Origin of the sequence: Staphylococcus pragensis (assembly GCF_004785665.1) — a bacterium.
Lineage (GTDB): Bacteria > Bacillota > Bacilli > Staphylococcales > Staphylococcaceae > Staphylococcus > Staphylococcus pragensis.
This window is the reverse complement of record NZ_SRPJ01000002.1, coordinates 375,938-396,835: the sequence shown is the minus strand read 5'-3', so window position 1 is coordinate 396,835 and position 20,898 is coordinate 375,938. Positions and strand designations below refer to the sequence as shown.

General features: G+C 31.5%; 19 protein-coding genes and 1 rRNA gene. 3 read left to right on the top strand and 17 right to left on the bottom strand.

Annotated features, from left to right (window positions below):
- The 8 genes from E2558_RS07775 to E2558_RS07740 all read right to left on the bottom strand — a co-directional run.
- A 16S ribosomal RNA gene (locus tag E2558_RS07775) occupies nucleotides 1-85 on the bottom strand; the annotation flags it as partial.
- Between the two features lie 456 nt (nucleotides 86-541).
- Nucleotides 542-1,609, bottom strand: a complete 1,068-nt coding sequence (locus E2558_RS07770) for an Mrp/NBP35 family ATP-binding protein (RefSeq protein ID WP_126565749.1) — start codon at nucleotides 1,607-1,609, stop codon at nucleotides 542-544.
- 145 nt (nucleotides 1,610-1,754) lie between these two features.
- Nucleotides 1,755-3,206, bottom strand: coding sequence for an MDR family MFS transporter (locus tag E2558_RS07765; protein WP_126565750.1), 1,452 nt, complete (start codon nucleotides 3,204-3,206; stop codon nucleotides 1,755-1,757).
- 81 nt (nucleotides 3,207-3,287) lie between these two features.
- Nucleotides 3,288-3,755 carry a SepA family multidrug efflux transporter gene (locus E2558_RS07760; protein WP_126565751.1) on the bottom strand — a complete coding sequence of 156 codons (468 nt, stop codon included), beginning with the start codon at nucleotides 3,753-3,755 and terminating at the stop codon, nucleotides 3,288-3,290.
- Between the two features lie 256 nt (nucleotides 3,756-4,011).
- Complete coding sequence (gene sdrM, locus E2558_RS07755; protein ID WP_126565752.1) at nucleotides 4,012-5,352, bottom strand: multidrug efflux MFS transporter SdrM; 1,341 nt, start codon at nucleotides 5,350-5,352, stop codon at nucleotides 4,012-4,014.
- Nucleotides 5,353-5,546: 194 nt separating this feature from the next.
- Entirely contained in the window at nucleotides 5,547-6,230 is a 684-nt protein-coding gene (gene trhA / locus E2558_RS07750) for a PAQR family membrane homeostasis protein TrhA (RefSeq protein WP_126565753.1), read from the bottom strand.
- 18 nt (nucleotides 6,231-6,248) lie between these two features.
- Nucleotides 6,249-7,436 carry a UTP--glucose-1-phosphate uridylyltransferase gene (locus tag E2558_RS07745; RefSeq protein ID WP_126565754.1) on the bottom strand — a complete coding sequence of 396 codons (1,188 nt, stop codon included), beginning with the start codon at nucleotides 7,434-7,436 and terminating at the stop codon, nucleotides 6,249-6,251.
- 157 nt (nucleotides 7,437-7,593) lie between these two features.
- Nucleotides 7,594-8,112 carry a metal-dependent hydrolase gene (locus E2558_RS07740; RefSeq protein ID WP_126565755.1) on the bottom strand — a complete coding sequence of 173 codons (519 nt, stop codon included), beginning with the start codon at nucleotides 8,110-8,112 and terminating at the stop codon, nucleotides 7,594-7,596.
- A 175-nt stretch (nucleotides 8,113-8,287) separates the two neighbouring features.
- On the opposite strand from E2558_RS07740, the gene E2558_RS07735 reads away from it, so the two are divergent.
- Both E2558_RS07735 and E2558_RS07730 read left to right on the top strand, forming a co-directional pair.
- A complete protein-coding gene (locus E2558_RS07735; protein ID WP_126565756.1) occupies nucleotides 8,288-8,548 on the top strand; it encodes a SunI/YnzG family protein in 261 nt (86 codons plus the stop codon).
- A gap of 157 nt (nucleotides 8,549-8,705) precedes the next feature.
- Nucleotides 8,706-9,020, top strand: coding sequence for a heme oxygenase (locus tag E2558_RS07730; RefSeq protein WP_126565757.1), 315 nt, complete (start codon nucleotides 8,706-8,708; stop codon nucleotides 9,018-9,020).
- A gap of 53 nt (nucleotides 9,021-9,073) precedes the next feature.
- Here the strand turns inward: E2558_RS07730 and E2558_RS07725 are convergent, their stop codons facing one another.
- The 7 genes from E2558_RS07725 to E2558_RS07695 all read right to left on the bottom strand — a co-directional run bounded on the left by E2558_RS07725 (nucleotide 9,074) and on the right by E2558_RS07695 (nucleotide 17,905).
- On the bottom strand, nucleotides 9,074-10,390 hold the full coding sequence (locus E2558_RS07725) for a YjiH family protein (RefSeq protein WP_371869273.1): 1,317 nt from the start codon (nucleotides 10,388-10,390) through the stop codon (nucleotides 9,074-9,076).
- A gap of 267 nt (nucleotides 10,391-10,657) precedes the next feature.
- Entirely contained in the window at nucleotides 10,658-11,623 is a 966-nt protein-coding gene (locus E2558_RS07720) for a FecCD family ABC transporter permease (protein ID WP_126565759.1), read from the bottom strand.
- Nucleotides 11,620-12,651, bottom strand: coding sequence for a FecCD family ABC transporter permease (locus tag E2558_RS07715; RefSeq protein WP_126565760.1), 1,032 nt, complete (start codon nucleotides 12,649-12,651; stop codon nucleotides 11,620-11,622). The genes E2558_RS07720 and E2558_RS07715 overlap by 4 nt, the downstream gene beginning before the upstream one ends.
- Nucleotides 12,652-12,663: 12 nt before the next feature.
- Nucleotides 12,664-13,665 carry an ABC transporter substrate-binding protein gene (locus E2558_RS07710; protein WP_126565761.1) on the bottom strand — a complete coding sequence of 334 codons (1,002 nt, stop codon included), beginning with the start codon at nucleotides 13,663-13,665 and terminating at the stop codon, nucleotides 12,664-12,666.
- A 249-nt stretch (nucleotides 13,666-13,914) separates the two neighbouring features.
- Nucleotides 13,915-14,973 (bottom strand): alanine racemase, encoded by a 1,059-nt coding sequence (locus tag E2558_RS07705; protein ID WP_126565762.1) that lies wholly within the window; start codon nucleotides 14,971-14,973, stop codon nucleotides 13,915-13,917.
- Nucleotides 14,974-16,734 carry an IucA/IucC family protein gene (locus E2558_RS07700; RefSeq protein ID WP_126565763.1) on the bottom strand — a complete coding sequence of 587 codons (1,761 nt, stop codon included), beginning with the start codon at nucleotides 16,732-16,734 and terminating at the stop codon, nucleotides 14,974-14,976.
- Nucleotides 16,721-17,905, bottom strand: a complete 1,185-nt coding sequence (locus E2558_RS07695) for an MFS transporter (RefSeq protein ID WP_126565764.1) — start codon at nucleotides 17,903-17,905, stop codon at nucleotides 16,721-16,723. The genes E2558_RS07700 and E2558_RS07695 overlap by 14 nt, the downstream gene beginning before the upstream one ends.
- 114 nt (nucleotides 17,906-18,019) lie before the next feature.
- Here E2558_RS07695 and E2558_RS07690 point away from each other — a divergent pair, with 114 nt between their 5' ends.
- Entirely contained in the window at nucleotides 18,020-19,957 is a 1,938-nt protein-coding gene (locus tag E2558_RS07690; protein ID WP_371869274.1) for an IucA/IucC family protein, read from the top strand.
- 100 nt (nucleotides 19,958-20,057) lie between these two features.
- Here E2558_RS07690 and E2558_RS07685 read toward each other — a convergent pair whose 3' ends face one another.
- Together E2558_RS07685 and E2558_RS07680 are read right to left on the bottom strand one after the other, a co-directional pair.
- Entirely contained in the window at nucleotides 20,058-20,588 is a 531-nt protein-coding gene (locus E2558_RS07685) for an Asp23/Gls24 family envelope stress response protein (protein ID WP_126565766.1), read from the bottom strand.
- Between the two features lie 70 nt (nucleotides 20,589-20,658).
- Nucleotides 20,659-20,898, bottom strand: a complete 240-nt coding sequence (locus tag E2558_RS07680; RefSeq protein WP_103329012.1) for a DUF2273 domain-containing protein — start codon at nucleotides 20,896-20,898, stop codon at nucleotides 20,659-20,661.

Here is a 20,898-nt window from a genome sequence, read left to right as displayed (position 1 = left end):
CAAGCTCCTCGTCTGTTCGCTCGACTTGCATGTATTAGGCACGCCGCCAGCGTTCATCCTGAGCCAGGATCAAACTCTCCATAAAAAATTTATGATGTTTGATTAGCTCATAAAACTAAATAGTGTTTGTAACTTATAGTTACATTTATTGGAATTAACGTTGACATATTGTCATTCAGTTTTCAATGTTCAATGTTCATTTAAAAACAATCTCTTTAATTATATAACTTTTATTTTCAAAAGTCAATAACTTTTTTGATTACTTTCATTATTTTAAATCATCATTTTGATGTTTGCAATGGTAAGTTTTACACCTTTTTAACAAACTCTTAAAAGAATTTACATTCTTTTTGACGACTTTTATATCATATCAAATTGAAAGATATAAGTCAATAATAATTTTTATTATTTTTTATTGTTGAACAACTGTAGTACTTCTGTTGCTCACAAAAAAATATTCTAACAAGTTTTAAAAAAATTGCAATAGAAAAAACGCATAAAATTAAATATTTTATGCGTTTAAATTACACTTTTTTAGTTTTTATTTCTTAATAGTAGATGCAATTACTTTTTGAGCTATTTGTTTATATATTTTTCCTAAACGATCATCTTCTTGATATATAGATGGTGAAAAGTCAACAGGATTCCAAGTAGGCTGTTCAAGAGGTAATTCTCCTAATAGTTGCGTATTTAATTCATCCGCTAATTTACGTCCTCCGCCTTTGCCAAATACATATTCTTTATTGCCTGTTTCTTTACTTTCAAAGTAACTCATGTTCTCAATAACACCTAAGATTGAATGTTCAGTATGTTTAGCCATAGCGCCAGCTCTCGCTGCAACAAATGCTGCTGTTGGATGTGGTGTTGTTACAATAATTTCCTTACTACTTGGTAACATTGAATGAACATCTAATGCTACATCCCCAGTTCCTGGAGGTAAATCAAGTAATAAATAGTCAAGTTCTCCCCACTTCACTTCTACAAAGAAATTAGTCAGCATTTTACCTAGCATTGGACCACGCCAAATAACTGGAGCATTTTCCTCTACAAAGAAAGCCATAGAAATTACTTTTACTCCATGACGTTCTACTGGAATAATTGTTTTACCTTCAACTCCTGGTTTTTCATCAATTCCCATCATATCTGGAACACTGAAACCATAAATGTCAGCATCCACTAAACCTACTCTTTTACCTTCACGTGCTAAAGCAACTGCTAAATTAACAGCAACAGTTGATTTACCTACGCCACCTTTACCAGATGCTATAGCTATAAATTCAACTGGATTATCTTGTGATAATAATCCTTCAATTGTTTTAGGTTGTTCTTTCTTTTTGCCTGTATATTGTTCAACCTTTTCAGCAGGGAGTTCTTCAAAACGTATACCTACTGTTTTTGCTCCATTCTCTTTAAGTGCTTTAACAATTGCCATTTGTAAATCTAATTGAGGCTGTCCTCCTAATTGAGCAATCGCAACCTTAACACTTGCATGTTCAATTTCATCTTTAATTTTAACTTCGACAATACCATCTGTTTCTTTAAGAGGTACATCGATAATTGGATCTTTTAATTCTCCAACTATTTCTTTTACTTGATCTACCGTTAACAATGTAAATCCCCCTTAGTGTTCTTTATATGTATATTTTAACAAATATGCACATTCCTTGTGACTATCTCATTCAGTATATTATTTTTAATTAAACAAAAAAAGAAGTTAGCTCATCATTTCATACTAACTTCTTTTAATATTAACGTTACAAATCACGTGTATTTTTATTTTTTTGAGATAGATGTCTATCTTCTTTAATAAATAATGAGAATACAAATCCTATTATCACTAATACTGAAACAATAGCAAATGATAAATCGACCCCTGCTGCAACACTTTGACGTTGAAGTACTTCTTTACTTACATGTTGAGTTGAATCAGGACTTAATAACTTAGCCCCCATACTCATAAATGTCACCATTAATGCAGTACCTAATGAACCTGCCATTACTCGTGCAAAGTTCATAATTGCAGTACCATGTGAGATGTCTTTATTTTCCAAAGCATTAATACCTTCCGTATTAATAGGCATCATTAAAAGTGATACTGCAAACATTCTAATAGCATACACAACTACTAATAATGTATAAGATGTATCATATTTTAAGAAAGCTAAGAAAATGGTAGTAATAGTTAATATAGTAAAGCCGGTTAAAATTAATATTCTAGGTCCATATTTATCATAAATTTTGCCGGTATAAACTGACATTAAACCATTTAATAAAGCACCAGGCATAATAACCATACCGGACATAAAGGCTGAGAGCCCTAAACCATTTTGTACAAATAATGGTATCAGGAGAGCTGGTCCAACCATTGACATCATTACTATCATTGAAGTAATGGTACTAAATGTAAATATTTTACTTCTGAATACCCATAAATTTAATAAAGGGTTAGAAATTGTTAATTGTCTTCTTATAAATATGCCTACGATAATCATTCCTATGATAAATGAAATAATTACAATTGGATTTGTAAATCCAATATTTCCTGCACTACTAAAGGCATATAACATTAATCCAAAACCTAACGTAGAATAGATGACAGAACGTTTATCCAATTCTGTTTGTTTTGTTTCATTATAACTTGTTAAGGAAATAGCACCGAAGATAAATCCAACTAAGGAGATGCCGACAACTACTATAAATGGTACTCTCCAACTGGCATTATCTATGATTAATCCTGAAAATGTAGGACCAATTGCTGGAGCAAATTGAATAACTAAACCTGCAAGTCCCATTGCAAAGCCACGTTTTTCTTTAGTGAATAAAGTAAATAATGTGAATTGCATAAGGGGCATGATAATACCAGCGCCCATTGCTTGAATCACTCTAGCAACCATTAATGTACCAAAGTTAGGCGCAATCGCTGCAATAATAGAACCTATTAAGAACGTGCCCATTGAAACTAAATAAAGTGGTTTAGTTTTAACTCTATCCATTAAAAATGCCGTTAAAGGAATCATTGTTCCGTTAACCAACATAAAACCCGTCACTAACCATTGAGCCGTATTCTCCGAAGTGTGCAATTCTCTCATTATATGAGGTAACGCTGTATTCAATAGCGTTTGATTTAAAATGGCTATAAATGCACTTAAAAGCATAACGGCAACGATTAAATTTCTTTTATGCTTCGATATTTCAATATTTGCCATTACTCATAATCTCCTTTTTATTAATCAGTGATTAAATATTCAAACAAACATTCTTTCTCTTCGCAAATTAAATGCTTATATTTATTTATTTTCATTTAAATTCTCACTATCAGGATAAAATATAATTTTATAAATATATAATACGCCAATGATTACTGCAATTACCCAAAATTCAATTTTTATATATACATAATGTATATGGATAATAAAGTAAAACATTACTGTAGTCACAATATAAGATATCAAATGATACGTTGCACCGTTAAAATAAGGATTGTTTGGTAATTGTTTTCTGAAATAATCCATTAAATGTTCAATCGCAAATAAAATAAAATATCCAAAAACGATGTAACTGCCATAATAGAGTAAATTATCAAAAAAGCTTTTATTATAAGTGAAATATCCTAACTTTAAAAAAATAAGGATTCGACTTATACCAAATAAACCAAATCCTAAAAACGTTAAAAATATTCCACCTGAAATTATAAATATAGTGAGGACAACAATCGTCACAACAATATTATTAAATTTATTTTTTAAAAAACGCATTAATATTGCCCTCCTATTTTAGTTTTACACGCATATTTTATCACTTATGATGGCTAATATAAAATTTAAAGAGTTTAAACTTATGGTATATAAAACATAATATATTACTTAATTTTCCAGTAAAATAATTCATTTTCATACATAAGAAGCTTGATTTCAAAATAAAAAAGCAACCAGAAGTGAATTCATAATGAACGAATTCACTGGTTGCCTCAATATCAAATACTAATTAATTTTAATTTAACATCACTACGCATTATTGCGTGCTTTGTAGATTATTCTTGTATAATGTAGTCCAAATAATAATTAATACTATTGATACTACTGATACTGCACCAAGTATATTGTGTAAGTTACCATCTATTAATCCAGTAGACATAGCATATAAATATCCCATAATAGTAGAACCTACAGATGAGCCTAAATTTTTAGTTAACGCGTAAAATGACATCATTTTCTTCATATGTTTTGAACTTGTTTCTTCTTGTACGATGACACTGTCTTTTGTATAAACAAATCCAAAGCTTAAACCTGCTAATATAACTGTGGCTGCTATTAAAAGCGGTACTTTTGAACCAAAGATTAAAATAATACTACTAATGAGTAATAAAGTAAACGCGCCGATATATAATGCTTTTCTAGATAATTTATCTTCTACCCTAGCTAGGTTGAAGTTTAAAGTAAGCCATGCTACCGAAAGAGGAAAGATCACTAAACCACTTTGTAATGGAGATAATTTCAAATGATCTTGAAGATAAACAGGAATATATAAGTTATATCCCATTAAACACATCGCAATTAGTAAATCAGTTATAAATACTAATGAGACTGAACGATTAAATTCAGCTATAGGAATAAATGGATGAGCAGTCTTACTTTCAAGTTTAAATAACGCAATAGCTACAATTACAGCTAAAATGAATGCGACTAAATTTAGAGTAAGCATAGATTTATTTAAAATACTAAACATTAATAAACCGATAAAGATATAGAACAGAGACAATCCTTTCACATCAAAGCGACCTGTTTGAACTTCCGTTTCATCTGAAAAGTGAAATGTAAGGAATGCTAAAACAATGGCAATGATTGCAATTGGAATATTGATAAAGAATAACCAATGCCATGTTGCAAATTCTAAAATACCTCCTCCGAGTAATGGACCAATTATACTCGAAATACCCCATACACTACCTACAATGCCCATAATTTTATAGCGGAAAGGAATTTCAAAAGCGAGTTTCGGTACGATTTGCGTTAATGACATCATGACACCTGCGCCTATACCTTGAACAGCTCTTGAAACTATAAGCATGTAAAATGTGCCACTCATACCTGACATTAAACTACCAATACCAAATAAAAGTAATCCTACCATTGCAATATATAAAATTTTAAATCGAGTTAATAGTTCTCCTACAATAGGATTCGCTACTACTAAAGCGATGAAATAAACAGTGAATACTAAAGATATTTCAGGTCCTGCATGTAAGTCTTTACGTATCGTTGGCATAGCTAATGATATAATTGAACTTTCAATCGCAGCCATAAACATTGTCAATACTAACGTAACTACTATGCCTATAGATTTAACATTCATCTATTCAACCTCCTTAATTTTAGAGACATTTTTTTAAAGTCATGTAATAGCATAATCTTAGATAGTAGCTAAACGCAATGAAAATTGAACGTCTCGCATAAAAATAAGACTGATGGCCTATGCTCATCAGTCTTATAACATATATTTAATTTTTAACTAAACTCAAATTCACGCATTTGAGTTACTCACCCATTTTACATGAAATAGAGAATAGCAATTAAATGTAAAAATGAGGCGATTACAATAAATATATGCCAAATCATATGGAAATATGGACGATGCTTCTGAGCGTAAAACCATGCCCCAATTGTATAGGCAATCCCACCAAGTACAATAAATAATAAAAAGAGCCATGATGTACGCATAATAATGATTGGTAAAAAGATAATGCCAACCCATCCCATTACTAAGTACACAATTAAACTAAGTTTTTGATTAACTCTGACGGAGATAGATTTATATAATATCCCCCATATAGTAGTGCCCCATAATAATAGAAATACGAGCCATCCTATCCATCCACCTACTATAGTTAAAAGCACTGGTGTATAAGTTCCTGCAATAGCTACATAAATCATACTATGATCTATAATTCTCAATATGTATTTATGCGCAGAATAGTTTTGCATGGAGTGATAAATAGTTGAAGAGATAAACATCATAAATATACTAATCACATATATCGAAACACTAACTGAGCTTAGTGTGCCATGTTCGTTATAACTATGTACCGCCGCATATGGCAATATAAATAATGTTAATAAGGCAGCAGCTCCATGTGAAGCTGCGTTACCTATTTCTTCTCCAAAAGATAGAGGAATGATGTCTTTAAATGATTCAACAACGGTATCTTTTGTACTCTTAGATGTATTAGACATCTGCTTCCACCATCCTTATTAAATCAAATTCATTCGTTCTAAATCAGCAGTAGCTGTTTCAACACTATCTTTACCTTCTTTATTTTTTAAAGGTGAAAATTCTTCTTCACGAGGAACTTGTAGTGTTATGAAATCTTTCGCATATCTGAAAATATCAAAGTAAAATAATTCAAATTTTAATGTAGGTTGTTCAATTACGCCGAAATCATCATCTAATTGTTTTAGTTTTTTAATAGCTAAATGGTATGGTAAATCCTCATTTACCGCTTCCTTGATGAACGATAATTTAAACGCATGAATACCAATATTAGCGTTATCAAATGTATTAGCTACTTCTTCATCTAACTCAGAATATTCTAATACAGTATCTTTATTATCTTTATTAACTAGTCGTCCTACACTTTCTCCATCCTTAGGCTGTATTGATTTAGATGTCACATCTTTATCGTTTACAATTGTATAGCCCGCAAATAATGGATCTAGAACTTTTACTAAGACATTATCTATATTATTTAAGAAGATAAACTTAACACCATCTGATTTCATTTTATCTAGATAGCCTTGTTTCTCTAGAGATTTGAATACACCACCATTACCATTAGGTGTTTCCATAATATAACCTTGTTCATTAAATACAAGACGTCCTTGCTCACTTAATGCCACAATATTATCTTGTTTGAAAAAGTGAATATTATCTGGATTATATCCGAAATAATTATGTTCTTCGAAATACTTTAGCGTTTCATCATGATTAATGTCACTAGTCATGATATACCAATTTAATAAGTGACCAGTTTCTTGTTTTAAATTTAATAATTGTCTAGCTTGAAGTTCAAATAAGCTTACGCCTTTAATTTCGAAAGAACCTTTAGGACCTTTATATCCTAAGCGCGTACCTTGACCGCCAGCCATTAATAATACTGCAAACTCACCATTTCTTATTGCTTCAATACCTTTGCGTTCGTATTTTTCACGTTCTTGTTCTGTTAATTCTGCTTTACGCATAAATTCAACTTCTGATACTGATGAAACATCAGAAATTGTTTTACGATTAACATAAAGATCTTGATAAAGGTTTTGAATAAATTCTAAATCTAATGTTTCAACTTTGCTTTCTAGCTGTTCTTTTTCATTATTGCTCATTAACTTTTCATATTCACTTAAATGTTCCTGATTATATTTCTCTAATTTACTTTGATCTAACATTTTTACTCTCCTTATAGGCAATTCAATGATTTTAGATTTTAAACAAGTATGATAAACATTTAAAATACTCGATAAAACTTAACCCTGTTAGTCATCCTAACCCAATTTCTAATAATATAGTCATTATAAATTAAACTATGTTATCACACTATTTTAATTACCCTAAAAATGAGTAGCTAATATGCTTTAAGATGTCATTTAGAAACGTTTGAAAAAATATGTATAGAGATCCAATACTCAAAGCGGTTGCTAATGATGCATCTAAAAGTCCACCCGTATTAAAAGTAAAAGGGAATTTAATAGTTAATGGAATAGGATAAAGTAATTTAACTCCTCTAGGTGTTAACATATCAAGTATAACATGAGATGCAATTGCACCGATAATCGAAACTAAATAGTATGGGGGAGTTTGTATAAGAATAAGTAAAAAACCTATCATTCCCATAAATAATAAAGAATGTGTAAAGGTTCGATGACCAAAGATAAGATTTATAAAAAAGCTCAATAGTTTAAATTGTCTCCCTATTTTACTTCTAGTATGACATATATCAGGAAATAGACTTGAAACTATTGCTAGGCATATGACTGTTACAGTTGAAAAAAGATCGGTTTGAAAATGTTCAGTTGTTAAAGCACCCACTAATAAACCAGCAGACATATGTGTTTTACCTGTCATGTATCTTCTCCTTTATTAACGATATTTTAACATAAAATCAATAAAAATACGAACATATTTTCGGGGTACCAATATAGTGTGTCATAAATAAAATAAAGTATCACATAAATAATTGAAAACGATTTCAATTTGGTATATTATAGAGACATAACTTACATAAAGGATGTGTTCTTTAATGGCAATGACTGTTAAGAAAGATGATAATGAAGTTAGAATTCAATGGAGAGTAGCAGATATTAAAATTCCTACTAATGAAATTAAAAATATTTCTCAAGACCAAGACATTCATGCAGTGCCAGATCTAGAGTCTAAAAATATTTCTCGAATTGGTTCTACATTTGGTAAAACAAATCGAGTAATCATTGACACTGATGATCACGAATACATTATTTATACTCATAATGACCAAAAAGTTTATAACGAATTAACTAAATAACCCAAACTATAATTTATTTCTTTCGCAAAGTTATCAATTAATGGTATGAAAACTGTCGACTCATTATCTTAAGTCGACAGTTTTTTCATAGTGCTAAGTTTTTAATTTTTAGTAAACAAAGCTAGAATGAGACCAAATACTTAAGGAGGTAATCAATATGTTTGTAGTTACTAATAGAATTACAGTAAAAAAAGGCTTCGCTGAAAAAATGGCTCCCCGCTTCACTAGAGGTGGCAAAATCGAAGCGTTAAAAGGATTTCATAAAATTGAAGTATGGCAAGTAAATACTGATGAAGATAGTGAAGATATGTATGTTAATACTTGGTGGGAAACTGAGGAAGATTTTAAAGCTTGGACACAGAGCGATGCATTTAAAGAAGCACATAAAAATAGAGGACAATCATCTTCTGAATCATCTCCAGTTATTAAAAGTGAAATTGTAAAAGCCAACGTTTTATCTACACTAAATTAATAAAAGCATTGAAGTTAATCATCTTTACCCGATTAACTTCAATGCTTTTTATTTTAAAGTAATAAATGTGCCATAAGCGCAATAATTGGTAACGTAATTGCTGTTCGAATTAAGAAGATTGCGAAGAGCTTACCTAAACTTACTGGAATTTTTGATCCTAAAATAACGCCCCCTACTTCTGATAAGTAAATCAGTTGAGAGATACTCAAAGCACCTATAACAAATCTTGTAATTTCACTATGGGCATTTGCTATTAAAATTGAAGGTAAAAACATATCAGCAAACCCAATTAATAATGTTTCAGAAGCTTTTGTAGCTTCAGGAATTTGAAGTAACTCTAAAATAGGAATAAATGGCTTACCTACTATTTCAAACACAGGCGTATAATTAGCTATAATAGTTGCTAACGTTCCGATACTCATCACTACCGGTAAAATAACAAACCACATGTCTATCACTGTCTTACATCCAGATTTCATAAATTCTTTGAAACCTGGCGCATTCAATCCAACGATTGTCGCTTCATCAAAACCATGTCTAAGCGCACTTTTCCCTTCAGGTAACTTCTCAAGACGCGTCTCTTCAGACACTTCTTTAGTAAATTCATCTGGTATTTTATTTAAAGGCCAGATTCTAGGCATAATGATAGCGGCCACAAAACAAGATACGATTACTGTTAAATAAAATGCGAAGAACTTATGTTGTAATCCAACTGTTTCAGCAATAACAATTGCAAATGTAATCGACACTACACTAAACGTCGTAGAAATAACGATTGACTCTCTTTTAGAATAGATACCACGTTCATATTGACGACTTGTTATAAGCACACCAACTGTGCCATCTCCAATAAAAGAAGCTAAATTATCTACAGTTGAACGACCTGGTAATGTGAATAATGGTCGCATAATTGGTCTGAAAAGTGGTCCTAAAAATTCTAATAGACCATATTCCATTAGAAATGGTAGGAATAATGCTGCAAATAAGAACACAGCAACTAATGTAGGTAATAAATCATTAAATACAAGACCGCCTGTATCTTCAGAATAAATGACTTTAGACCCTAGTTTGAGATACGTCATCCATGCTAAAAATACAGCTAGTATACGCAACGATAACCACACTGGTCCTACTTTAAATGCACTTTCAATTAAACTCCCTGGTTTAACTTTGTTTCTTAAAATTAAAGAAAATAATAAAGTCAATATTCCTGAAAGCGTAATAATAAAAAGAATGATAAGTGGCATTGCATTACCTAATACGTTCTTAAGCATATATGCTAAAAAGGCTACCGGTAATGTTGTTTGTTTTTCACCATCTTGCACTGTAGGTACAGGAATTAGAAATAAGATAATCCCTATGATGGACATTACTATAAACTTAGTTCGACCTTTAACAATCTCTTGTTTTGAGTATCCCTTCAATTTTGTCCCTTCTTTCTTTATATAGAAAATGTTTATATATTCATAATTTATGAATAAAAGCTAAATTATACTGTATAAATTATATAAATATGTCTTTATTTGTATTTTTATAAACAATATGTTCTATACTATATCTCATTTTCAAAAAGCGTGCAATATAAAAAAGCTAATTCCTCTAAATTTATAAAGGAATTAGCTATATGAAAGACAATATTAAATTCTTCTAAGTAAAAATAAGAAATAAGGAACACCTATAATAGCGATAATCACTCCTACAGGAATATCTAATGGCGGATGGATGCCTCTAGCTAATCCATCACTGACTAAGATAAGTACTGAACCTATTAAACCAGACATGATAACAACATGGAAATAACGTTGCCCTACAAGTGATCTAGCGATATGAGGAGAAATGAGTCCTAAGAAACTAATGCCACCAACTACTGAAATAGATGCCCCGGCTAACATGACAGATAATATAAGTAAAATCATCTTAAGATGTTGAACTTTAGCTCCTAATGCGACTGCAATATTATCTCCCAAATTTAGGATATCCAATTGATAACTTAAACCAAGTACTAATGGTAATGTAATAATAAACCAAGGAATAATAGAATAAAAGTTCTCAATTGTATGACCGTATAAGCTACCAGTTAACCAAATTAATGCATTATTTGCATCCATAGGATTACGAATTAATAAAAATTGTACTACTGCAGTACAAATCGCACCTATAGCTAATCCAATCAATGCAAGTGTAGAGCCTTTGATATTAAATTTTGAAATTAAAAATGACAAAATTAAGCTAATGACTAATGCACCAATGAATGAGCCTATGGGTAGCACAATAAGTGGAGCAGTTGGAAATACCATTATGACGATAATAGCAGCTAAACTGGCACCTTTAGTAATACCGATAACGTCTGGTGAAGCTAATGGATTTCTCACTACACCTTGAATTACCGCACCAGAAATAGCTAAACTACTACCTACTACTAATCCTAATAATGTCCGAGGTATACGGTATTCATTTAATATAAAGTCATCAAGCGTGAATATACCTTTTAATGCTTTCATTGGGCTATACATAGTAGAGCCAACGCATAAACTTATAAAAATACTAATAATTAGACAAATAATAACAATGGCGTAACGAATAGATAAATTTCGTCTTGTCATATTCGTTTCACCCCTCTAAGTGTAATTAATAAGAAATAAATAGCCCCTACAAATGACGTTACAATACCTACTGGAGATTCGTATGGGAAGGTAATGAGGCGACTAAGCATATCAGATAAAAGTAATAAATCTGCACCTATTAGAAAAGTTAGTGGCACCATAATAAAGTAATCTTTGCTTACGTAACGTTTAACTATATGAGGGACAATTAAACCAACAAAACCAATCGGCCCTGCTATTGAAACTGAAGCACCTGCTAACACAATAACAAGAAGACCTATGATGATACGAATAAGTTGCGTTTTTTGTCCTAAACCTTTAGCAATATCGTCCCCTAATTCCATAATGGTTAATTGACGTCCCATTAATAATGTAGTGATAAATGCCACAAGTAGCCATGGCATGATTGATAGCACTGACGTCCATTTTAATCCATTTAATGACCCAACTAGCCAGAACATTACAGTTGTATTAGAATCTTCATTTAAAATAATAATCCCTTGCATTAAACTACTGAAGAATAAATGAATGGCCATACCTGCTAATGCCAATTTAACTGGCGTAATCTTTTTTGTTGAACCGGATAGTAAATATACTGTTAGTCCACCAATAAATGAACCTATAAAAGCAAATAAAGTAGCGTATTTCCCTAAAGATGGAATTAAAATAGTTACTAAAACAATAACAAAAGAGGCACCTGAGTTGACGCCAAATATTTGAGGAGAGGCCAATGGATTTCTAGTTATAGCTTGCATTAATAATCCTGCAAGCGCAAGTGCACCACCTATGATTAACCCACCAATCATTCTTGGCATTCTTACGTTATGAATAAGAAATGTTTGTTTATTATTTACTGAAGTAAAAAAGTAATCATAAATATCTTTAGCATGAATGTCTGAAGAACCAATCGCTAAATTAAAGTAAGCAAAAATAAAAAGAAAGCACACACTCACAATAAACGTGAGTGTAGTGCGTTTCTTAGTTGCTCTTTCATTAGCGGATTGACTATCAGTTGATTTCATAGTCATTGTTCATCCACCTTACTTCTCTTTATCTTTTTTAGAAATTTCAACAAGTTCTTTAGCCATCTCTTCTGAAGATATTAAACCACGTGCACGCGCCCAAGTGTCACGGTTTACGATACTTACACGATCATGTTTAACTGCATCTAAAGTATTCCAAACTGGATCTTTTTTCATTTCTTGATAAGATGGTTCTTTTGGACTTGCACCGTCAGTCATAATAAACATACGTTCAGGATTTACGTCTTTTAATGTTTCAGCATTTAACTGTAAGTATGGTCCTTGTAAATATTTACTTAAACCTTTGGTTACATCTTTAGTTAATGCTTCTTTAAAGCCAAGTTCAGTTAAGAATTGACCAACATAAGATTCACTTGGGTGAGCAAGCAATCCTGATTTAGAAGCTACAGCTGGTAAGACTTTTTCATTTTTATCAAATTGAATTTCATCTTTATATTCAGCTAATTTTTTCTTATGTTCATCTAAACGTTTTTTACCTTCATCTTCTTTATTTAAAGCTTTAGCTACAGTTTTGAAGGCATCGATGTTTTCTTTATAGTCTCCATCGAAACTTTTTAGCTCAATAGTTGGAGCAATTTTACTTAGCTCTTTATAAATACCTTTATGTCTATTACTATCTGCAATAATTAAATCTGGTTTTAACTTGCTGATTTCTTCTAAGTTTGGTTGTTTACGCGCACCTACAGATGTATAGTTACCTATTTTATCTTTTAAAGGTTTGATAATACGATTTGGTTTATTATCATCAGCTATCCCAACAGGTTTTACATTTAAAGCTGCTAATGCGTCTACAAATGAGAATTCTAAAGCTACTACTTTTTTAGCATCTTTAGGGACTTTAGTTGTACCTAATTCATGCTTAATTTCAATCGAATCTTTCGATGATGAGGATTTGCTATCAGAATCCTTAGAACCATTATTACTTACATTACCACATGCAGTGACAAGCACTAATGCAAATAACAATGCGGCAATTCCGGCAATTTTGAAACCTTTCATTACTCCCACTCCTTAATATGTATAGGTTTACAATAACTAGTTTATTGATAACGATTATCAATGTCAATATCATTTGAAAGATTTTTTAATTTTTTTATATAAATCATTTATTTTTTATCTTTGAAAAGTGTTAAATAATATTACGGATAAATTCAAAAAAGCCATTAATCAGTATTGAAAACTGACTAATGACTAAATGTATCAAATATGAAAATATTTTCAAATTGATATATTGCATGACATCATTTTTTAATAAATAGCTAATGAAGCACTACTTACTTGCTCGATCAAAGACTGAATGTGTTGATCTTTCACATATGTTTTAGATATTTTTTGATGATACATGATTTGAGATAATGCTTCATATTCAAGGCTAAAAGAAATTGTATCTCCAACTTGATAAAAATCTTGGTTTCCTAAATCAATCATTAAATGATCACTTGTAGCTCCAATGATTTTAACTTTATCATTAAGTGGGATGATTTTATTAATCACTGTATCAATATAGCCTATATCCAATATGGCTTGTAAATAACATTGACTCCCCTCTAATAAACGAGGTTTAATCTCAATTATTTCCGCTTCAAGCGTAATTGCATTTTGAAATAATCTTGGAATGGGTTGATAAGTCGTTGTATCTACGCCTCTAAATAATGCTTCACCTATTCTTAATTCATTAATACGACCTAAATCATTATACATTAATTGTGGTAGCATACTTGAATTGCCACCAGATATAATTTTCAATCGGAAGCCTATTTCATTCTCAATTGCTTGCACAAATTGATTAATCGCAAAAATATCATCTTCTGTAGGTGCTAAGGATTTAAAACACATAAAATTAAAAGCGATACCTATAAATTGGATGTGTTTCATTGCAATTATTTCTTTTATGTAATCAAGCATATCATAAGTTAAGACACCTTCTCGGCCATCTTTCCAATCTATCATTATTATAATTTGATGTTTTTTATTAAGTTGACCAGCAATGTCATTGATATCGCGAATTGCTTGAATTTCAGTTTGAATACTCATTTTCACGTTTTCAACTAATTCTAAATATCGTTTTTTAGGTGTCGGTCTTAATAATAAATAACTACATCTATTCTGAAGTTCCGAATTGATATTTTCTAATCTCGATTCCGCGAAATGATTAAATCCTAAGTCAATCAATGTTTCTAATATTTTCGTATCACCAGCAATACATTTTACGACTGGCGTCAAATGAATATCTTGTTCTGCTAGTATACTGTGCAAGACTTCAGCATTATATGCAATTTTAGATAAATTAATTGAGATATCTGCCACTTAATTCACCTCTTTTTTTATCGGGTTATCAAGATCTATATTAAGATATTTTTTAACTTTATTTTCCATTCTCATACGAAGCAACGCTTTAACCGTGATAGTTGATCCAAATAAGATTTGTCTTAACGTTTTAGCATGTGGCTTATCATCACTTATTGCAAGCTCAATTTCTTCTTGTACAATATTAAATAATTCGACTTCGCTTATACTTTCGTTTTTTGAAAAGTGATGAATTAATTCCGCAAGCTGATTTTGTACTACAGCATGTTGGAATTTCGCTATAACTTCATCAATGGAGGACGCTATTAAACTAGTATTCGTCACATTAATATCCTTTAATTTCTTATACAAGGTATCTAAATCAATACGAGAACCTCCTAAATCACGAACGACAAAGTTCATTTGAAATTGAGGTCCAAGATTTACAATTGTATTTTGCATATGTGCTTCTAAAGCGATGCCGTAATCTTGAATTAAAGCAATTAATGGTGTGACCAATTGGCGACAGTATGTTCTCATAAATTGAGAAATGTTCTGTTTACTTATTTCTCCACTTACCCATTCAATGTAGCTATCAACGGTAATATTTCCATCAACCGGATTAGGATTTACTAATGCCCCTGTAACGATTGTTGCACCATTATTAGCAATATAGGGTTTCTCTCTAATAATACATGCCAATTGTCGTGCGCGATCATCTTCGGTATTAGCATATATACCAAAAGGTTCAAGTGCTACTTTGAGTTGTGGATATTGATTAAGTGTTTCTTGCAATGCCATACTTAAATTTGGACCATCGACTGTCGTTACACTTGATACCGTTCTTACAGCACTAGTCGCTTGTACATTGACTGGTAATTTTATATGATACGGTTTATTGGTCAGCGACATTGTTCTAAATGATAACGTTGCTTTCGATTCTATATCAAATGGTGTAGCAATTAAAATTTGAGCTTTAATCCACTGTTCGAATTGATGATAAATAGTATGTTGATATTGCCAAGGATGAACAAATATAACTTGGTAATCATCAAGCGAAAGATGAAAGGTTTGAATAAATTTTCTTAGTTTTGAATGATATTCCGGAATCACTTCTTCCAATATAAATGAGCTATTTCCATCTATAGACGTTATTTTTGCATAATCTTTATGTAATAAAATGATTTTTAATGGAATAATTTTTTCAAATTCAGGTGAATATTGCTTAACTTCCTCCATTGATAGAGGTAATTTTGTTTTTGTCAACGGATGTGTTGGATGACCTTCAATCACTAAGCTTTCAGAATACATTAAGTCATTAAAGTCATTCGAATCACTTAAATGTTGTAACCAAGCAAAGAAATTAATCGTGATCGGCATACGTGAAAATTTCAAACTATCTTGGATATGTTTTTTGCGATTATTGAAATGTTTGTATACTTCAATAAAGCTATCTCTACTATGTAATAATTCTGCACGTAAACGCTCGCTTATCTCAACTTCAAAATGTTGCTCTAAAACATCTAATAAATTCTCTAACGACGTTATTTCTACTTTATTTTTTCCACAGCTATAAGTTATTGGTCCCTCGAAAGTATATCGAACCATTTCGCTTAAATGTTTATAATGAATTGTCAGTACGCATCCATAAAGTTGTATTTCAAGCTGATGATCTTGAGTTGTAATTCTTGTTGAGGATGCCCATATCTTTTCTTTAACTAATGCATTTAAGACGCGGTATTGTAAATTTTTATCTGCTAATTCCCAATCACTTTGCATTATTCGACTCCTCCACTTTAGTTGTTCTTTGCAGTAAATGAACGGTTAAGGCTACAACAGTTGTAAATAAGCCCATGACGATAAAGGTAGTTAAGACACCCATCCAATCCGATAGAGCTGTCATTAATAGACTTCCCAAAGGAATCATACCTCTATCCATCATGACGATACTTAATATTTTTCCACGATTTTCAGGAGACACTTGCTCTTGAAAATAAATTCTATTTGATGTACGCGCCCATTGGCTAAATAATCCTACAAGTGCCATGCTAATAAACACTACTACTACATTTTGTATGACTACACCTAACAATGCTAAACCAAACAAACACGAACTTAAATAATACATGTTTACAGTATTTATCTTTTTCAAAATAATGGGTAATAAAAGTGTAGCAATCATACCACCGATTGCACAAAATGTCATGTAAATACCAAATATTTCAGATTTACCAGGAAATATTCGATGAACGAGTACGGGTACCAAGGTCGTATAAGAAAATCCAGTTGCCATTATAATTAATGAAGTTATAAAAATCCTGGATGCTTGCGCATTTGTTTTAAAATACTGCCATACGAACTTCAATGAATATTCTTTAGTCTTACTGACATCGTTATTAACCCGTTCAAAATGAAGCGGTATACAAAATAACACAGCCATTAAATAACAAATCGCTTGTGCTAAGAATGTTGCTGGGGCATGATACGCAGCAAGAATAATTCCTGCAATTGCTGGACCTATCGAGCGACAAATATTAATTTTAAATGAATGATAAGAAACGGCTTGGCTCGTATTCAATCTTTCAGACAAATCAGGCAACAATGCTTGTCTTACTGGCGTTTCTACCGCGTTCAATATGCCACGTAAAGTAGCATAAATTAATATCACTATAATTGAAATATGGGAGATAGTAAAGGTACAAACACACAATAGTGCAGTCACTAAAAAAGAAGAAGATATTGTAATTCTAAGCAATAATCCCCTATCATATTTATCAGCAAGTGTACCTGCCCATACACTTAGTATTAAAATAGGTACGAGTCGGCAAAAATTAACTAAACCTAAATAAACTGCGTTATGATAACTAGTAAGTACATACCAGTTTAAACCAATTTGTCCTATCCAATTTCCCAGAAATAATAAAAAGGAACTGGAAAAGAAAAATTTTGCCACAGTGTGTCACCTACTCCTTTATAATTGATAATGAATATCATTATCGATAATATGGATTATACAAATCTTTTTGATTTTTGTAAAATAATTTTGAGGTGTTTTATGATTAACATAATTAATATCAATAACTTTAATATTCAATTAACTGAGGAGGAGCAAGCTGCTTATGCATTCTTAAAACAAAATTATCCTCAATTATTAGGTGATTTTAAAGATAACTTGTTGGCAAGTCGTGATAAGATTTCACAACGTTTAATTATTTCTTCATACCGTGAGAATTTAGTGAATGCTAAAGATAATAGTTTAATCATGTCAGTGAGTAAGTTGGATCGTTTACCTATTGATAAAGACGAAGATGTATTATGTATTCATTTTCCAAAAGCAAAAAAATACATATATGGAAAAGTTGAAGGTCGACATGCATTCGGTCGAGTAGATGTGGTAGGACCTTTCTTTGAATCAAAGGAGGAACAAAGCGAATTTACGCGAGTGATGCATCCACTTGAAGTTTTAGATAATATCTTAATCGAAGACCCAACGCTCAATAATGAGGCTAGTGACCAATTTAAAGATGATTTAGATAATAGTGTAGCGAATATGGCACTTGCATTAGCTTATCAAGCCTATCATATGCGTGACATGAACAAACCACTTCTAGATATCATTTCTACGCACGAAGACAGTTACTTGCGTTCTGAACAAGCTGTAATTGAAGGTCATCCGCTTCATCCTGGCGCAAAATTACGTAAAGGATTAAGTGCTCAAGAAAACATCTATTATAGCTCTGAATACGGTAAAGAAATTCATTTAAAATGTGTCTTAATTCATGAAAGTATCGCTAATACTCAAGCGTTATCTAATAGCTATAACAATGAGATAGAATCTATCTTACCTGAATTATACGCTCAAATTTCTAAGGAACTAGATGAAAGTATCAATTTATCACAATATCATTTGATGATTGTTCATCCTTGGCAATATGATTATATTTTAAAGGTGCAATATCAGTCAGAACTTGAGCAACAACTCATTATTCCTTTAAATATGAGTTTGCCATATTACGCCGGCTTATCATTCAGAACATTGATGCCTAAATATCCAAAGCAATTACCTCATATTAAACTATCAACGAATGTACATATTACTGGGGAGATTAGAACGTTATCGGAGCAAACAACACATAACGGTCCTTTAGTAACAAAGATATTAAATGACATTTTAAATAATGATAGTGTATTTCATGAATATCGCATTAAAATATTAGATGAGTTAGCAGGTATACATTTCTATAACATAAATGACCCTGAGGACATTCAAACTGATCGTAGTGAACAGTTAGGCACCCTTTTCCGAGAAAATATTTATCAATTAATTGCTAATGACAGTATTCCTATGATTCCATCAAGTTTAGTTGCGAATTATAAATATAACGAAGAAACGCCTATTGTGAGTCTTATTCAATTATTCCGACAAAGTGAAGGGATAGACAGTTTTGAAGAAGCAGCTCAATTATGGCTACGTGACTATTCAACACAATTATTGGGCATTGTGCTTCCTTTATACATTAAATACGGAATTGCACTTGAAGCGCATTTACAGAATTCAATTGCTTTATTTAATAAAGATGGTAGTTTAAATACTATATATATTCGTGATTTTGAAGGCTTACGTATTGATGAAGCTCAACTTAATGCAAGCGGCTATGCTACAGATGATTTCCATGAAAAATCTAGAATTCTTACTGATTCTAAAACTTCAGTATTTAACAAAGCATTCTATTCTACTGTACAAAATCATTTAGGCGAACTTGTATTAACTGTAGCTAAAGTAATTGAAGATACATCATTTGAGGAGACTATGTGGCGTCAAATTAGTGATATCATTCAGCAAATTTTAGTAGATTTAAATGATGTTGAAGAGGAACGTTTAAATACAATATCCTCTACTTTATTCGCTGAAACGATTGATTATAAATGTGTGACAACGATGCGTTTAGAAGATGAAGCACATCATTATACTTATATTAAAGTAGACAACCCATTACATCGTTAAGCAAATACAAACAGGAACGAAGGTATCTTCGTTCCTGTTTTTTCATACCTAAAAAAACCTTAAGACAATGAACGCCTTAAGGTTTAAAGGTTATTACTTATTATTGTAAACCTGATCTTTCAGAGTTGTTGTTATTGTTGTTGTCTCTGTTTTTATCATTTTTTTGAGCCCATTCTTTTTTAGTCATTACATCGTCAACTTGCATGTTAACTTCAACAACATCTAAACCAGTAATGTATTTAACTTGTTCTTTAACTAAGTCAGTTACTTTACGGAAGATTTTTGGAGCTGATTCGCCGTATTCTAAGATTACTTTTAAGTCTACAGCTGCTTGTTTTTCGCCAACTTCAACAGAAACACCTTGAGTTACGTTGTTACCGCTTGAGAAAGCGTTAGTGAAATTATCAGCGAAACCGCCTTTCATGTCTAAGATTCCTCTTACTTCGCGAGCTGCGATACCAGCGATTTTTTCGATAACTTCATCAGAGAAAGTTAATTTGTTTTCGAAACGTTGATCGTTACGTTCTTCTCTACGTTCTTGAGCTTCTCTTTGACGTTCTTCTCTTTCTTGTTCGTTAACTCCAGTTTGGTTATTGTATGCTTGTTTAGCTTTATTGTTATCTACTGCCATGATAAACATTCTCCTTTTTATTAATTTAAAACTTTGTTTTTTATTTATATGAATTCTTAACTAGATAAATCTAACTCCATCTATTTAAGAAGTTCATGAAATCTTGTGTACGGTCTTTAATATACCCAACGCCAATTCCGATTAAACATAAAACAATGATTAAAATTGTTTTCCAGAATCCTAAAGTTAGGAATAAGATTGCTATAATTAAAAATGCGAAGAAACCGATGATACGCCATTTATAAGCTTTAATGAAGTCAATAACTTGTTGACCAGCATCTTGTCCATTTTGATTATTATTATCAGCCAT

What these genes read in the sequence shown, in the direction of transcription:
- E2558_RS07765 (WP_126565750.1), bottom strand. Translation starts at nt 3,206, where the DNA reads ATGGCAAATATTGAAATATCGAAGCATAAAAGAAATTTAATCGTTGCC.
- E2558_RS07760 (WP_126565751.1), bottom strand. Translation starts at nt 3,755, where the DNA reads ATGCGTTTTTTAAAAAATAAATTTAATAATATTGTTGTGACGATTGTT.
- sdrM (WP_126565752.1), bottom strand. Translation starts at nt 5,352, where the DNA reads ATGAATGTTAAATCTATAGGCATAGTAGTTACGTTAGTATTGACAATG.
- trhA (WP_126565753.1), bottom strand. Translation starts at nt 6,230, where the DNA reads ATGTCTAATACATCTAAGAGTACAAAAGATACCGTTGTTGAATCATTT.
- E2558_RS07745 (WP_126565754.1), bottom strand. Translation starts at nt 7,436, where the DNA reads ATGTTAGATCAAAGTAAATTAGAGAAATATAATCAGGAACATTTAAGT.
- E2558_RS07740 (WP_126565755.1), bottom strand. Translation starts at nt 8,112, where the DNA reads ATGACAGGTAAAACACATATGTCTGCTGGTTTATTAGTGGGTGCTTTA.
- E2558_RS07735 (WP_126565756.1), top strand. Translation starts at nt 8,288, where the DNA reads ATGGCAATGACTGTTAAGAAAGATGATAATGAAGTTAGAATTCAATGG.
- E2558_RS07730 (WP_126565757.1), top strand. Translation starts at nt 8,706, where the DNA reads ATGTTTGTAGTTACTAATAGAATTACAGTAAAAAAAGGCTTCGCTGAA.
- E2558_RS07725 (WP_371869273.1), bottom strand. Translation starts at nt 10,390, where the DNA reads ATGTCCATCATAGGGATTATCTTATTTCTAATTCCTGTACCTACAGTG.
- E2558_RS07720 (WP_126565759.1), bottom strand. Translation starts at nt 11,623, where the DNA reads ATGACAAGACGAAATTTATCTATTCGTTACGCCATTGTTATTATTTGT.
- E2558_RS07715 (WP_126565760.1), bottom strand. Translation starts at nt 12,651, where the DNA reads ATGACTATGAAATCAACTGATAGTCAATCCGCTAATGAAAGAGCAACT.
- E2558_RS07710 (WP_126565761.1), bottom strand. Translation starts at nt 13,665, where the DNA reads ATGAAAGGTTTCAAAATTGCCGGAATTGCCGCATTGTTATTTGCATTA.
- E2558_RS07685 (WP_126565766.1), bottom strand. Translation starts at nt 20,588, where the DNA reads ATGGCAGTAGATAACAATAAAGCTAAACAAGCATACAATAACCAAACT.
- E2558_RS07680 (WP_103329012.1), bottom strand. Translation starts at nt 20,898, where the DNA reads ATGGCTGATAATAATAATCAAAATGGACAAGATGCTGGTCAACAAGTT.